The sequence below is a fragment of the Flavobacterium rivuli WB 3.3-2 = DSM 21788 genome (genome assembly GCF_000378485.1).
In the GTDB taxonomy this organism is placed as follows: Bacteria; Bacteroidota; Bacteroidia; order Flavobacteriales; family Flavobacteriaceae; genus Flavobacterium; species Flavobacterium rivuli.
In genome coordinates, this window is record NZ_KB899972.1 from 210,106 (window position 1) to 226,276 (window position 16,171).

At 41.3% G+C, this 16,171-nt stretch carries 14 protein-coding genes; 12 read left to right on the forward strand and 2 right to left on the reverse strand.

Annotated features, from left to right (window positions below):
* Positions 1–215: 215 nt before the first annotated feature.
* The 6 genes from rimK to F565_RS0115845 all read left to right on the forward strand — a co-directional run bounded on the left by rimK (position 216) and on the right by F565_RS0115845 (position 4,258).
* Positions 216–1,592, forward strand: coding sequence for a 30S ribosomal protein S6--L-glutamate ligase (rimK, locus tag F565_RS0115820; protein ID WP_020214218.1), 1,377 nt, complete (start codon positions 216–218; stop codon positions 1,590–1,592).
* A gap of 6 nt (positions 1,593–1,598) precedes the next feature.
* A complete protein-coding gene (locus tag F565_RS0115825) occupies positions 1,599–1,961 on the forward strand; it encodes a DUF1304 domain-containing protein (protein WP_020214219.1) in 363 nt (120 codons plus the stop codon).
* A 5-nt stretch (positions 1,962–1,966) separates the two neighbouring features.
* Positions 1,967–2,164, forward strand: a complete 198-nt coding sequence (locus F565_RS0115830) for a GldL-related protein (RefSeq protein ID WP_020214220.1) — start codon at positions 1,967–1,969, stop codon at positions 2,162–2,164.
* Positions 2,161–2,574 (forward strand): hypothetical protein, encoded by a 414-nt coding sequence (locus F565_RS0115835; protein WP_020214221.1) that lies wholly within the window; start codon positions 2,161–2,163, stop codon positions 2,572–2,574. Before F565_RS0115830 ends, F565_RS0115835 begins: the two co-directional genes overlap by 4 nt.
* An 83-nt stretch (positions 2,575–2,657) precedes the next feature.
* Entirely contained in the window at positions 2,658–3,074 is a 417-nt protein-coding gene (locus F565_RS0115840) for a DUF1801 domain-containing protein (protein ID WP_020214222.1), read from the forward strand.
* A 107-nt stretch (positions 3,075–3,181) separates the two neighbouring features.
* Positions 3,182–4,258: an alkene reductase gene (locus F565_RS0115845; RefSeq protein ID WP_020214223.1), complete on the forward strand. Its 1,077-nt coding sequence runs from the start codon at positions 3,182–3,184 to the stop codon at positions 4,256–4,258.
* Between the two features lie 132 nt (positions 4,259–4,390).
* Here F565_RS0115845 and hutH read toward each other — a convergent pair whose 3' ends face one another.
* On the reverse strand, positions 4,391–5,899 hold the full coding sequence (hutH, locus tag F565_RS0115850; protein WP_020214224.1) for a histidine ammonia-lyase: 1,509 nt from the start codon (positions 5,897–5,899) through the stop codon (positions 4,391–4,393).
* A 71-nt stretch (positions 5,900–5,970) separates the two neighbouring features.
* Entirely contained in the window at positions 5,971–7,470 is a 1,500-nt protein-coding gene (locus tag F565_RS0115855) for a bifunctional ADP-dependent NAD(P)H-hydrate dehydratase/NAD(P)H-hydrate epimerase (RefSeq protein ID WP_020214225.1), read from the reverse strand.
* A 276-nt stretch (positions 7,471–7,746) separates the two neighbouring features.
* Between F565_RS0115855 and thrA the strand changes: the two genes are divergently transcribed.
* From thrA to F565_RS0115885, 6 genes are all read left to right on the forward strand, one after another.
* Positions 7,747–10,197: a bifunctional aspartate kinase/homoserine dehydrogenase I gene (gene thrA / locus F565_RS0115860; protein WP_026300100.1), complete on the forward strand. Its 2,451-nt coding sequence runs from the start codon at positions 7,747–7,749 to the stop codon at positions 10,195–10,197.
* Positions 10,198–10,294: 97 nt separating this feature from the next.
* Positions 10,295–11,224, forward strand: coding sequence for a homoserine kinase (locus F565_RS0115865; RefSeq protein WP_026300101.1), 930 nt, complete (start codon positions 10,295–10,297; stop codon positions 11,222–11,224).
* Between the two features lie 22 nt (positions 11,225–11,246).
* The gene (locus F565_RS22915) at positions 11,247–11,420 is read left to right on the forward strand and encodes a DUF6364 family protein (protein WP_020214228.1); all 174 of its coding nucleotides are present in this window, start codon (positions 11,247–11,249) and stop codon (positions 11,418–11,420) included.
* A gap of 71 nt (positions 11,421–11,491) precedes the next feature.
* Positions 11,492–12,793, forward strand: a complete 1,302-nt coding sequence (gene thrC, locus F565_RS0115875) for a threonine synthase (RefSeq protein ID WP_020214229.1) — start codon at positions 11,492–11,494, stop codon at positions 12,791–12,793.
* 219 nt (positions 12,794–13,012) lie between these two features.
* Entirely contained in the window at positions 13,013–14,107 is a 1,095-nt protein-coding gene (gene gcvT, locus F565_RS0115880; protein WP_020214230.1) for a glycine cleavage system aminomethyltransferase GcvT, read from the forward strand.
* A gap of 1 nt (position 14,108) precedes the next feature.
* Entirely contained in the window at positions 14,109–16,154 is a 2,046-nt protein-coding gene (locus F565_RS0115885) for a S41 family peptidase (protein ID WP_026300102.1), read from the forward strand.
* The last annotated feature ends 17 nt before the right edge of the window (positions 16,155–16,171 follow it).

The window sequence follows — 16,171 nt, forward strand, 5'->3', positions numbered from 1 at the left end:
TAAACAAATAATAATTATTATATCTCTTGAATATTAGTAAACTAATCTGATAACATTAAACATATTATCATCAATAAATTTTGTAAGAATTTTTTAACAAAATTAAATATGTTTCTTTTAAAAAAGCAGGCGTATTATTTTTTTGCTAAATATTGCACCATCACATTCCACTATTAAAAAAAGTAGTAATTTAGATTAAGAAATTAAATCTAAAAATGCACGAAAAAGTAATAGTAGGAAGCGAAGAATGGTGCTCCTTCCCGGAACTTGGAATACCCACCATTAAAGCACGTGTAGACTCTGGCGCAAAAACATCGGCACTGCATGCCATAAACATTGCCCCTTTTGAGAAAGATGGAGAAAACTGGGTAAAGTTTGACATAAATCCTATACAAAATAACTCTAAAACCGTTATACATTGCCAGGCTCCGCTGGTAGATAAGCGTGTGGTAAAAAGCAGCAGCGGCTACCGTGAACAGCGTTATGTTATAAGGTCGCAGATACAGGTGGGCGAAATTAACTGGGAAGCAGAATTTACGCTAACCAACCGTGACTCTATGGGTTTCAGGATGCTTTTAGGCCGCGAAGCAATGAGCGGAAGATTACTGGTAGACCCCGAACAAAAATACTTATTGGGCCAGCCAACACGCGAAAAACTACTCGAATATTACGAAAAAGGCGAAGAGCCCAAGCGCGGCCTGCGCATAGGTGTGCTTGCCAGCAACCCGGAACTGTACAGCAACAAGCGCATCATGGAAGCCGGAGAAGCCCGCGGCCACGAAATGCATTTTTTAAACCTTAAGTACTGCTACATGAAGCTGGATGCTGATACTCCTGAAATACACTACAGGGGCGGCCGCGTACTTAATGATTTTGATGCTGTTATACCCCGCATACGCCCAAGCATGACGTTTTACGGCTGTGCATTAACGCGCCACTTTGAAGCACTTAAGGTATTTTGCTTAAACTCTGCAATGGCTATAAGCCAAAGCCGCGACAAATTATATTCGCTACAATTACTGCTTAACAGCGGTATAGATATCCCTACTACAGGTTTCGCTAATTCTCCGCTTGATACTAACGACCTTATTAAAATGGTAGGTGGTTCCCCGCTTATTGTTAAACTGTTAGAAGGTACGCAGGGTAAAGGAGTAGTACTTGCCGAAACTAAAAAAGCCGCAGAGAGCGTTATAAATGCTTTTAAAAGCCTAAATGCCAATATATTAGTTCAGGAATTTATAAAAGAGGCTAATGGTAAAGACATTCGCTGTTTTGTTATAGACGGCAAAGTAGTAGCTGCTATTCAGCGTGAAGCGTTGCCGGGAGAATTCCGTGCTAACATTCACCTTGGCGGTACAGCCTCTATAATTAAGGTTACTGCCGATGAAAAGCGTATTGCCATAAGGGCTGCCAAAGCCATGAACCTGAAAGTGGCGGGTGTAGATATCATCCGCTCGGCAAAAGGGCCATTACTATTAGAAGTAAACTCATCGCCGGGACTTGAAGGTATTGAAGGCGCAACCCATAAAGACATTGCCGGAGAAATGATACGTGCCATAGAACGTAACTTTAAATGGACTAACGTAGTATAACTAATTATGATTGTAGCCACTGTAATAATAGCTTTTGTTGCCATAATCCATATTTATATAATGTGGCTCGAAATGTTTGCATGGACTACACTAGCAAGAAAAGTTTTTCGTACTTTACAACCAGATATGTTTGAGAAAACAAAGTCTATGGCGGGAAATCAGGGGCTTTACAATGGCTTCCTGGCAGCAGGGCTTATATGGTCTTTATTAATAAATGATGCTGAATGGAGTGCTAATATTGCCTCATTTTTTCTGGGCTGCGTTTTAGTGGCCGGAATATATGGAGCAGCCACAGTGCAGAAAAAAATATTATATGTACAGGCAGTCCCTGCTATAGTGGGGCTGCTTGCTAATTATTTTAAAATATAGCGAAGATGAAAAATAAAGGGTTGCTCATACTAATGCTCGCAGGAATGGTGGTTGTAATTGTGGGTGCTTTATTCAGGATAATGCACTGGCCGGGTTCAACAGTTATACTTATTGCCGGCCTTGCTGCCGAGGTTATAGCACTTGCTAAATTGGTTATCAGGTCACTAATGGCTCCGTCGCCTACTAAAAATAATAAAATATGATTCAAAAAATTACATTTATAGCTTTTACACTACTACTCTCTTTTTTTACTAATGCACAGGAAAAAACATGCTCAAAATTTAAGGAGGGAACTTTTAAAGTAACCGACCCCACCAGTAAAAAAATATGCTACATAACCCGTAAGGGCAACGTGCAGACTGAAAAAATGGAAAATGCCGAAGAGGTATATGATTTTGATATTGTGTGGATAGATGACTGTACGTATACCGTTAGCCCTACCCCTGCCACAGCAGCACGCATTAAAGATATTAATAAGGCGGGTACTATGACGGTTATGATTACACGGGCAAAAGACAGCTCTTATGTGCAACGCATAAAAATTGCTAACAAACCTAAATTTAGGCGTGAGGATAAAGTGTACCTGGTTAAAAATGAAGAAAATAAAGGCTGATTACTGTCTTATTTCCCTCCCTTTATTGTCCGTTTTACATAGTATCGGGATAGATTGTAACTTTTATCTTTGATAAAAAATCTATGGCTAAAGTTAAACTTTCAGATTCAGATTTGGTTACACAATATATTACAACCTCAGCACATCCTTTAGCCGATGTGATGCAGGCTTTGCGCGAAGTAATTTTAAGTACTGATGAAGGTATCAGCGAACAAATAAAATGGAACTCACCAGCCTTTTACTACAATGGCGTTATGGCTAGTTTTAATGCCAAAGAATACAAACGCGATATTGTAGTTTTTAACCTTCGCAAAAACAATTATATTCTTCTTATTTTTCCAACAGGGGCAACTATAAATGATACTTCAGGATTATTTGAGGGCAGTTATGCCGATGGCCGCCGTATGGTAACCATAACCGGTATGGATAATCTTACTTCTAAAAATGACGATCTTCAAACTGTGCTGAGGCAATGGCTGGCACAGGTAGAAAAGCCTTAACAAAATTAAGATTATCAGTAATATTTTAAGGCAAGGTTAACCTATAATCTACAGTTACTTACTGCGTTATTTTGTAAATTGTACCTACAATTTAAACTGTAACAAAAATGGCAACAGAAAGCAATATACTCCTAAGCCCCCTACAGCATTTTAGCAACCGCATCGTGATGGCTCCCATGACCCGTTCGCGTGCGATAGATAATATCCCAAACGACCTGATGGCTGAATACTACAGCCAACGCGCAACGGCAGGGCTAATTATTACGGAGGGGACTTCCCCATCGCCTAACGGGCTTGGCTACCCACGTATTCCGGGAATTTTTAGTGAAGAACAAATTGAAGGATGGAGAAGAACCACCGATGCCGTACATGCTAAAGGCGGTAAGATATTTATACAGTTTATGCATGTAGGACGCGTAGGCAGTTACGAAAATTTACCTGAGGGAGCTACACTGGTTGCGCCATCGGCTATTTCAGCTTTTGGAGATATGTTTACTGACACTAAGGGTATGGTAAAAACCGATACTCCCGAAGCAATTACACCAGATAGCATTAAAGATACCATTGCTGAATTTGTTCAGTCGGCGAAAAATGCTATTGCTGCAGGCTTTGATGGTGTGGAATTACACAGTGCCAATGGCTACTTACTGGAGCAATTCTTAAACCCGAATGCCAATACCAGAACTGATGAATACGGCGGCAGCATTGAGAACCGTGCCCGTTTTGTTATTGAGGTTACTAAAGCTGTGGCAGATGCTATTGGCAAGGATAAAACCGGTATACGTTTTTCGCCTTATAATGATTTTAATACCATGCCCCCGTATGACGAAGTATATGAAACATACGAATACCTTGCAAAAGAGATGAATAAAACAGGTATTCTATACATTCACCTGTTAGATGGTGCAGCACGAAAACAGCAAAAAGGGTTAGAACTTATATCGGCAATGCGCGCTTATTTTAATGGAATATTAATCCTTAATAGTGGCTATACAAAAGAAAGGGCAACTGCTGCCATAGAAAGTAACGAAGCCGATATGGTATCATTTGGCAACTTGTATATCAGCAACCCCGACCTGGTAAACCGTTTTGAGAACGACCAGTATCTTACACAGGCAGAAGAAAGCACGTTTTATACACCCGGCGAAAAAGGCTATACAGATTATCCTGTTTACAAAGAGTAATATTTACCCCGTAGAGACGCATTAAATGCGTCTCGCACAATGAAAACTGAATTATAGCACGAGAGACGCATTCAATGCGTCTCTACGGGAAATTTATGTGGTCAATTCTGAAATCAAAAATCTGAAATAGGATTATTCAATAACACTATCATCAAGATGCAGGTTATTTAAAAATGCAATGGTATTTTCTATATCGTAATGAAGTATACGGTCTTCGGTAACTAAAGGCACTTCTTCGCGATAAGATTTAATGAACATCTCGATGAAATCACTTGATTTCAATGGCCTCCTGAATTCTAATGCCTGGGAAGCATTCATAAGTTCTATTGCCAATATACGCTCCAGGTTTTCCATAATACGCAATGCTTTGGTAGCAGCGTTAGCACCCATACTCACGTGGTCTTCCTGGCCGTTGCTCGATACTATACTATCTATACTTGCAGGGGTAGCAAGTTGCTTATTCTGGCTCACAATGCTCGCCGCAGTATATTGTGGAATCATAAAGCCGGAATTAAGTCCGGGGTTGCTGACAAGGAATGGCGGCAGGCCGCGCAACCCTGATATAAGCTGGTAGGTACGCCTTTCGGATATACTACCAAGTTCGGCAAGGGCAATGCCTAAAAAGTCGAGTGTTAAGGCAAGTGGCTGCCCGTGGAAATTACCACCGGAGATGATCTCATCGCTTTCAACAAATATATTTGGGTTATCGGTTACCGAATTGATCTCGGTTTTAAATACTTTTTTCACATAATCTATAGTATCCTTGGTAGCGCCATGCACCTGCGGTATACAACGGAAAGAATACGGGTCCTGAACGTGCTGTTTAGGCTGTGCAATGATCTCACTGTCTTCAAGCAAATCGTTAAACCTGCGGGCCGTAATAATTTGCCCTTTGTGTGGGCGAATCATGTGTATGTGCTCATTAAACGGCTCTATACGGCCATCAAAACCTTCAAGGGAAACGGCAGCAATAACATCTGCCAGATAGCAAAATTTAGTACTTCTTAGCAATACATGAACACCATAAGCACTCATAAACTGGGTACCGTTAAGCAGTGCCAAACCTTCTTTCGATTTAAGGACAATAGGTTCCCATCCCATTTTTTGCAGCACTTTATGTGCAGGCTGGCGGAAACCATCTGCATATACTTCGCCCTCCCCTAAAAGAGGCAAAGAAAGGTGTGCCAGCGGTGCAAGATCGCCCGAGGCTCCCAGTGATCCTAATGTATATATTACAGGAAGGATGTCGTTATTATAAAAATCGATAAGCCTTTCTACCGTTACTAACTGCACACCGCTATGGCCGTAGCTAAGCGACTGTATTTTAAGCAGCAGCATGATCTTTACCACCGCTCCGGGTACTTCATCCCCTGTACCGCAGGCATGCGATTTTACAAGGTTTTCCTGTAATTTAGAAAGGTCGTCGTTAGATATCTTGATGTTGTAAAGCGAGCCAAAACCGGTATTGATACCGTAGATGGGCTTATCATTATCCAGCATTTTGTTATCGAGGTAGTTGCGGCATTTTTCTATGTTGGCGCGTGCCTCTTCAGAAAGAGCGAGTTTTTTATCCTGCGAAAGGATATCGTTCACGGTTTCAAGAGATAAGATGTCGCTGCTGATATAATGTATAGTATCCATGTTTAGGCTGTGGTTTAGAATCCGCAAAATTCACTAATTCGCAAGTAAAAAACAACATTTTTAGCAATTTTTCATTTTTGCCTGCATTCTGCTTCTATTTTAAGATAGGCTTTGCCCAAATAATTAATAACATCTGACGCTGTAAATGCCTGATGCCCCGTCTCTGTAACTGCAATATCGGCGGTAAGCCCGTGCAGGTAAACGCCCAGTACTGCTGCATCTGCCGCTACATACCCCTGCGCAAGAAGCCCGGTTATAATACCGGTAAGCACATCGCCCGTGCCACCGGTTGCCAAAGCTGCATTACCTGTAGAATTTATATACACACTATTGCCGTTAACAATAAAGGTATGGGCATCTTTAGCCACAATAACCAATTTATACTGAGTTGAAAAAGCTTTTGCTTTTTCCAGCTTATCAAAATCGTTATCCCATTTGCCTAAAAGGCGTTCCAGTTCTTTGGGGTGCGGGGTCAGGATGCTGTTCTCCGGTAGGTGTTCCAGCCATTCTTTATTGTATGATAAGATGTTGAGCGCATCGGCATCTATTACCATCGGTACAGTGGCAAGTTTTAAAAAATCATGGATGGCCTGCTGGGTTTCAGGATGCTGCCCAATACCGGGGCCTAACCCTACAGCTTTGGGCTGCAATTCGAAACCTATTTTTGTAATATGCTCATCGCCATCAGTAAGTGCCATAGCCTCGGGGAAAGAAGACTGTATAATTTCGTACCCACATTTAGGCAGGTATGCCGTTACCAGTCCGCATCCCGACTTTAAAGCAGCCTTTGCCGAAAGGCACACCGCACCTATTTTACCATAACTACCACCTATAATTAATGCATGCCCCTGTGTGCCCTTATGTGCATGGGGTTTTATGGGGCGGTAACGTTTTTCAATCTGGTGGCTATCTATAAACTCGTAATAAGACGGGGTGTCATGTATAAATTGCTTGTCTATGCCTATGTTTAATATTTCTACACGGTTTATATAATCACTATTGCCTGCCATGTAAAAGGCAAGCTTTGGGAACATGAATGTTAAAACAATATCGCTCTGTACTGCAAACTCAGTAGGCTTATCCATATACATACCCGATGGTACATCTATAGATATAATAGTGCCCTGGCAACGGTTTATCCTGTCGATAACGGTTACCACACTTTCAGGCAGGTCTCGGTTCATCCCAATACCAAATAATGCGTCGATATAAACAAGTTTTCCCCTTTTAAAATCGTAAACTTCGCCGGTGTTATAAGCTATATTGTTTTCTTCTATATGCTTTAAGGCAACTTCATATTCGGGGGTGGGCCTTCCGGCATCTTCTATAATATCCAGTATAAGCGGATACCCGTCTTCCTTAAGCAGCCGGGCAACCACAAGCCCGTCGCCACCATTGTTACCCCGCCCGCAAAAAACATGAAAAGTGGTCTCTTTATCGGCAAAATGTTTTTTAAGCCACAAAAAAACTTCAAAAGCGGCCCTTTCCATAAGCTGGATGGATGTAATACTCTGGTTGGTAATTGTTATTTTATCAGCCTCACGTATGTTTATTGTGTCAAAAATCTTCATTTACCAGTCAATTTGTTGTATTAATAAAATATCCGTAAAAAGCCCCAGTAAACTTGGGCAGCTATGTAAATTTATTACATTTGTAAGTATATGATGGCTAATAGCAACAAATATTTAACTACAATAACCCCTACCTCTACAGGGGCTGTAAATATTTCTATTACCACAACTACGATCACCCCAATTGGGGTATAATAATTACATATAGACCGCGTGCCATGGTTATTTATACAAATAGCTTAAACCCCCATGTACACTAATAACAAACCTACTCCCATGAACATTATAAAATTTGGCGGAACATCTGTTGCCAATGCCCAAAATATATCGCTTTGTATAAATATTGTTAAACAAAAAAAGCAAACTGCCCCTGTTGTTGTGGTAGTTTCTGCCCTTGGCGGAGTGACCGATTTACTGCTTGCTGCCGCCATAAGCGCGTCAGAAAAAAGTGAGGAGTACAAACCCGTACTTGAAAAAGTTGAAGCACGCCACCTTGAGGTCATTAAAACGTTAGTGCCTGCAACGGGGCAAAGCAGCGTTTTAAGCCATGCCAAAAGAGAACTGAACCGCCTTGAAACATTGTTAGACGGTTGCTTCCTGCTTGGCGAATTATCTGAACGTACTAAAGATCTTATACTGTCGTTTGGCGAAGTGCTTTCGTCTTACATTATATCGGAGGTTTTAAAGGCACAAGGCGAAGATGCCTCGCTTGCCGATAGCCGAGACCTGATAAAAACCAACAGCCGTTTTGGTAAAGCGGTGGTTAATTTTGAAGTTACCAATGCGCTTATTGCAGAATATTTCTCTACAAATAAGCACGACATTACTGTAATGCCCGGCTTTATTGCACAGGCCGGCGACGGTCACACCACTACCCTGGGCCGTGGTGGAAGCGATTATACCGCTGCCATTGTAGCCGCCGCGCTTGATGTGGAAAGTCTTGAAATATGGACTGATGTGAACGGTATTTATACCGCCAACCCTAAAATTGTAAAACAGGCCGAACCGATACCTTACATTACGTTTGAAGAGGCTATGGAACTTTCGCATTTTGGTGCTAAAGTACTCTACCCTCCTACCATTCAGCCGATATTAAATAAAGATATTACGCTTCATATAAAAAATACTTTTGAGCCCGATGCCCACGGTAGCACCATAAACAAAGTGCCCGAGGTAAAGAGCGGTAACCCTATTCGCGGTATTAGTAATGTAGATGATGTTACCCTGATAACTCTTGAAGGCCCCGGTATGGTGGGTGTGGCAGGTTTCTCTAAACGACTGTTTGAAGTAATTTCTAAAGAGAACATTAACGTGATATTTATTACTCAGGCATCGTCTGAGCATTCCATCTGTCTGGGTATTGTGGAGGCTGAAGCCAAAAAAGCACAGGCTGCCATTGATGCCGAATTTGATTTTGAGATTAAGCAGCTTAAAATATATCCCGCCATTATAGAGAATGGCCTTTCAATTATCGCCGTAGTTGGCGAGAATATGAAAAACCACCAGGGATTGAGCGGACGTATGTTTAGCACGCTTGGTAAGAACAATATAAACATAAGGGCGATTGCACAGGGCGCTTCTGAAAGAAATATCTCTGCAGTTATTGATAAAAAAGATGTTAAGAAAGCACTTAATACCTTGCACGAAACTTTTTTTGAAGATGCTACCATTCAGCTTAACCTTTTTGTAATGGGCGTGGGTAATGTGGGCGAAAAATTCCTTGACCAGATAAAATCGCAGTATAGCTATCTTAAGGATAATTTAAGGATTAATGTGCGTATTGTGGGGCTCTCTAACTCCCGCAAAATGTATTTTGATGAAGAAGGCATAGACCTTGAAGGATTCAAACCGCTTCTTGAAACCGGCGAAGCTACCAGTACCAATGGCTTTATTAGCAAAATAAAAGAGCTTAACCTGCGCAACAGTATTTTTGTAGATAATACGGCAAGCGATACCGTTGCAGCTACATACGCAGAATATTTAAAGAATAGCATTGCCGTGGTTACATGTAACAAAGTAGCTTGCTCATCTGAATATGCTAATTACAAACACCTTAAAAACCTGTCGAGGCAATATAATGCGCCATTCCTCTTCGAAACCAATGTGGGTGCCGGATTACCCATTATAGATACGCTTAAAAACCTTATTGCCAGTGGCGACCGGGTACATAAAATACAGGCGGTGCTTAGCGGCAGCCTTAACTTTATATTTAATAATTTTGGCGAAAACACTCCGTTTGTAAACGTCGTAAAGCAAGCTATGACGGAAGGTTACACGGAACCCGACCCTAAGATTGACCTTAGCGGGATTGACGTAAAGCGCAAACTTGTTATACTTATCCGCGAAAGCGGGTATGAGATGGAAATTGACGATATAGACACTATTTCGTTCCTGCCGGATGAATGCCTGGCAACAACTAATAACGATAATTTTTTACAGTCGCTGGTTAACAATGCTGCGCACTTTGATGCTTTGTATAAAAGAGCTCATTTAAATGGCGACCGACTTAAATTTGTTGCGTCGTTCGAGAATGGCAAGGCAAATGTGGGACTGCAGTTTATCCCTCTAACCCACCCGTTCTATAACCTTGAGGGTAAAGATAACATTGTGCTGTTTTACACCGATCGTTATGCCGACCAGCCTCTAATTATAAAAGGTGCAGGTGCAGGTGCGGCAGTAACAGCATCGGGTATTTTTGCAGATGTGATAAGGATTGGGAATAAGTAAAAATTAGATTAAACCACGAATTTCACGAATTAGCACAAATTTTTGCCCGTTCTAAACTGAATTGGTGTAATTCGTGCAATTCGTGGCTAAAAATATCATGAACGAGATACAACTATTTTGCCCTGCTACCATAGCTAACGTTTCCTGCGGGTTCGACGTGCTTGGCCTTTGCCTGGAAAGTGTGGGCGATACCATGACGGTTACCAAAACTCCTGAAAAAGGAATCAGGATAACAGAGATCATTGGTGCCGACCTCCCGTTGGAGACAGAGAAAAATGTGGCGGGTGTTGCAGCTTTGGCTTTAATTGAAGCCTTAGACCCTGACTTTGGTTTTAGCATTAGCATTACAAAAAATATAAAAGCAGGTAGTGGTATAGGCAGCAGTGCTGCCAGTGCTGCGGGTGCGGTATTTGGCATTAACCACTTACTTGGCAGCCCGCTAAGCACAAAAGAACTTGTGCAGTATGCCATGCAGGGCGAAAAACTGGCAAGTGGTACCGCCCATGCCGATAATGTAGCCCCTGCCCTTTTGGGTGGTTTTACCCTTGTGCGCAGTTACGACCCGCTGGATATTATTGCTATTAAATCGCCGACAGAATTGTACGCTACCGTAATCCATCCGCAAATAGAACTTAAAACTAAAGATGCGCGATCTGTACTAAAAGAGAATATCAGCCTTAAAAAGGCGACCATACAATGCGGTAACCTGGGCGGGTTAATCAGTGGTTTATACACCGGCGATTACGACCTTATAGGACGGTCACTTCATGACGAGCTCGTTGAGCCGGTTCGTAGTATCCTTATCCCGAAATTTGACGAGCTCAAGGCAGCAGCTATTGCAGCAGGCGCTTTAGGCGGAGGGATATCCGGCAGCGGGCCATCGGTATTTGCATTGTCCAAAGGATTAACTACTGCAAAAAGAGCCGGGCAGGTAATGGCTGCCATAATGAAAGACACAGGAATCCCGTTTGAAGTGCATGTATCGGCAATAAACCCGGAGGGGATAAAAATAATACACGTGCAATAATTTAATATCTAAATCTTTTATTATGAATTCTAAACTAACTTTAACAATAGACGAAGAGGTACTGAAGGAAGCTAAAGAGTTTGCTAAGCAGCAGAATTGCAGTTTATCTGACATTGTCAGTAATTATTTGAAGCACATAACATCCGAGCAAAATGATAATGAAAAAGATGAGGAAACTCAGCAAATAAAACCGTAGCTGATAAAGCGAACAAAATATTATTAAAGATCAGGGAGCGCTATTATTTGTTGCCCTAACATTTTACAATCATGAAATACTACAGTTTAAATAATCCATCGCATAAAGTATCCTTTAAGGAAGCTGCCATAACCGGCATTGCGCCCGATAAAGGCCTTTACTTCCCGGAAAGCATACCACAGCTTGATGCTGATTTTATAGAGAATATAGAAAATTATACCGGGGCAGAGATTGCCTATAAAGTAATTGCCCCATTTATAGGCGACGAAATTCCGGAAGACAGACTGAGACAAATCGTTGAGGAAACATTGTCGTTTAATTTCCCATTAGTTGAAGTTGAGGAAGATGTGTATGCGCTGGAGTTATTCCACGGGCCTACTATGGCGTTTAAAGATGTGGGTGCACGCTTTATGTCGCGCTGCCTTAACTACTTTACAAAAGACGAAGCAGATAAAAAAATAACCATACTCGTAGCAACATCCGGAGATACCGGTGGCGCTGTAGCAAGTGGCTTTCTTGGTGTAGAGGGTATTAATGTAGTAATATTATACCCAAGCGGTAAAGTAAGCGATGTACAGGAAAAACAGTTAACCACACTCGGCCAGAATATTACTGCCCTTGAGGTAGAAGGCACATTTGACGATTGCCAGGATATGGTAAAAAAAGCATTCCTTGATGAAGAACTTAAAGACGTGAGCTTAACATCGGCCAACTCGATAAATATTGCACGTTGGCTGCCGCAAATGTTCTACTACTTTTTTGCCTACAAAGCTTTAAAGAAGGCCGGCAAGCCACTTGTTGTAGCAGTACCCAGCGGTAACTTTGGCAATATTTGCGCGGGTATGATGGCTAAAAAAATCGGGCTGCCCATTGCTCATTTTATAGCGGCTACCAATGCCAATGATACCGTGCCACGCTATATGGATACACAGGAATATACACCCAAAGGCACTATAGAAACGCTATCTAACGCTATGGATGTGAGTAACCCAAGCAATTTTGTACGCATACTGGAGTTGTTCGGGAAGCAATTTGGGAAGCTTGATGAAGAACTGACTTCATACAGTTTTACGGATAAGGAAACTATAGCTGCCCTGCAAAAAGTATATACCGAAGATGAATACCTGTGCGACCCGCATGGGGCTGTAGGGTACTTAGGCTTAAAAAAATATCTGGCAGATAAGCATGGTGAATACACAGGCGTGTTCCTTGAAACTGCCCACCCGGTTAAGTTTGCCGACAGTATTATTAAAAACCTTGCTATTGAAATCCCTATACCTGAGCAAATAAAAAGTGTTATGAATGGCGAGAAAAAAGTTATTGCTATAAATAGTTATGAAGGGTTGAAGGGATATTTGTTATCAGCGCAGTAGGTAGTATTAACAAAGACTATAAGAATTCATAAAGCCAAAACAGTTTAAATTTTGAATAGATAATTTCCTGCTACTTATATTACACACAAAGCAATCTGATAAATTAGGAATCACACGTTGCTGCAATTTCGTTAATAAATCATAATTGTTAAAATACAGATACATTGGTTGCGGTTTTTTCAATAAATTAGCGCAATCAAACTTTTACTTTACACATAAATGAAAAATACTGCGCTTACGCACATACACGAGGGCCTTGGTGCCAAAATGGTTCCGTTTGCGGGCTTCAATATGCCTGTACTTTATGAAGGAGTTAATGCAGAACACGACACGGTGCGCAACGGCGTGGGTGTTTTTGACGTATCGCACATGGGAGAATTTCTTTTAAGCGGCCCTAAAGCATTAGACCTGATACAAAAAGTTACCAGTAACGATGCCTCTCAGCTTACTATTGGCAGGGCACAGTATTCTTGTTTACCTAACCTTATTGGCGGTATTGTAGACGACCTTATTGTGTACAAACTTAAAGAAGAAGAATATTTGCTTGTTGTAAATGCAAGTAACATAGATAAAGACTGGGAATGGATATCGTCTCATAACGATCTTGACGTTACCATGCGCAACCTTAGCGATGATTATTCGCTGCTTGCCATTCAGGGGCCTATGGCTATGGAGGCAATGCAATCGTTAACATCTATAGACCTTGCCGCCATTAAGTATTACCATTTTGAAGTGGCCGATTTTGCAGGTATAGAGCATGTAATTATTTCAGCTACAGGATATACCGGTAGTGGTGGCTTTGAGATTTATGCAAAAAACAGCGAGATAGAACAAATTTGGAACAAAGTATTTGAGGCAGGCGCCGCTTATGACATTAAGCCTATAGGCCTTGCTGCCCGCGATACGTTACGTTTAGAGATGGGCTTTTGCCTTTATGGTAACGATATTAACGATACAACATCGCCTCTTGAAGCAGGTTTAGGATGGATAACCAAGTTTAATAAAAATTTCGTAAATTCAGAATCTCTAAAGCAGCAAAAAGAAGTTGGTGTAAGCCGCAAGCTTATAGGCTTTGAACTAACCGAAAGAGGTGTGCCACGCCACGATTACGAAATTGTAGATGCCGAAGGTACTGTTATAGGTATTGTAACATCGGGCACTATGGCACCTTCACTTAACAAAGGTATTGGCATGGGTTATGTACCAACCGAATATGCTGCACCGGGAAGCGAAATATTTATTCGCATTCGTAAAAACGATGTGGCTGCAACGGTAGTAAAACTACCTTTCTATAAAAAAGAAGAAAAAGAATAGTATGAAAAAAATAGCTGTATTGGCCTTTTTTTGCTCCCTACAGGCAATGGCACAGGGGCAGGAAAAGGCATGCAGCGTTTTTAGCCGCATTAATGATGTGCTGCAAACCAGGCATTATAAACCAAAACCGGTAGACGACAGCCTTTCGGTTTATGTCTACACTACAGTAATGGAGCAGCTGGACGATAACAAAATATTGTTTTTAGCCCAGGAAAATGCGTTGTTGGAAAAACATAAGTACAAAATAGACGATTACCTTACCGGTAAAGACTGTGCTTTTTTTGGAGATTTTGTAGCTTCATATAAAAAAGCACTGGAGCGCAACAAAAGATTTGTAGAAGAAATTGCCAAAGAACCCCTCTCCTACAATTCTAAAGACACCATTTTTTACAGCAAAAAAACATTCCCCTACCATTCTGACCCGGAACGGATTAAAAAATTTTTGCGCAAGAAAATAACCTTCGATATACTGGAGGACATATCTATGCTTAGTAAAAACAAAGATTCACTTCGCGGTAAAGTGGCCGGGCTTTTTGAAGCATCTAAAAATAAAGTTATAGACACTTACCTCTGCCGTGTAAACAGTCAGCTTAACCCGTCGGAAGGATTTGACGAGAGTATGTACAACAGGTTTTACTCGGTATTCTGTTCGTATTTCGACCCGCATTCCACTTATTTTAATTATAACGAAAAAGCGTCTTTTGTATCATCAATCTCTACCGAAAATTATTCGCTTGGCATTTATGTAAGCCAAAACGAAAAAGAAGAGATCGTTGTGGAAGAAGTGGTTCCAGGAGGGCCGGCCTTTGGCACTAAAAAAGTTGAAAAGGGCGACAAGATTATAAAGCTCGCTGCAAACGATACGGAATATACGGTATCATGCGCATCTATGGAGGCCATAAACAATATTGTAAGCAGCGATAATTACAAAAAAGTAGACCTCACCATGCGTAAAAAAGATGGTACGCTGTACAACGTTAGCCTGGAAAAACAAATTATGAAAGCCGATGACCACACTGTTTACAGCTTTATACTGGGCGAAGGCAAACAAAAAACAGGCTACATAAAAATACCAAGCTTTTATACCGCTTTTGAAAATGGCGACCAAAATGGAGGTGTTGCCGATGACGTGGCTAAAGAGGTGGCTAAACTTAAAAAAAGCGAGATAAGCGGCCTTATTATAGACCTGCAATATAATGGTGGCGGCTCTATGGACGAGGTTATCCGTATGGCGGGCATGTTTATTAGCTTTGGCCCTATAGCAGTAGTAACTGACAGGAATATGCAATATAACACCATTCGCGATTATAACCGCGGCATGTTGTATAATGGCCCCATGATAGTATTAGTAAACGGTTTTACAGCATCTGCCAGCGAATTTTTTGCCGGTGTAATGCAGGATTATAACCGTGCCGTTATTGTGGGTACACCCACTGTAGGCAAGGCAACTATGCAAACCATACAACAACTGGACAACGACGACCCTAACGATTTTGTAAAAGTTACTATAGATAAGTTTTACCGCGTTACAGGTAAGAGCAGCCAGTACACAGGCATACTGCCGGATGTAGAGTTGCCTACTTTTTTTAACGATATGCTGCCCCGCGAAAAGACCATGCCTACTGCCCTAAAAAATGACAGTATAGACATTAGCCTGCGCTACAGCAAAATGCCCGATGAAATTTTAAAAGAGGCCGTGGTACTGAGCAAAGAACGTATAAATAAGAGTAAATCGCTTAATCACATAAAAGAGGTTAACACTAAAATTAACGGCGTTTATAAAAACCAGAAGCCACCACTACCTGTTACCTTTGACACCGTTTATGACGATGTGCATGTTACAGATAACCTGTGGAAAGAAATATCCGGCGAGATGGATAAGGAAAGCAGTGTAACTGTAACCCCGGTTACAGGTGCTGTTGAAACAGAGAAAGATTCGTTTTTAAAGACGGTTACAGAGTCTAAAGTAAAATCGGTACGGACAGACCCGTACATATTTGAGAGCCTGAAAATACTGCAGGACATGAACAATTATAAAAAGAGATAGCAGCAAAATTTGTGTTT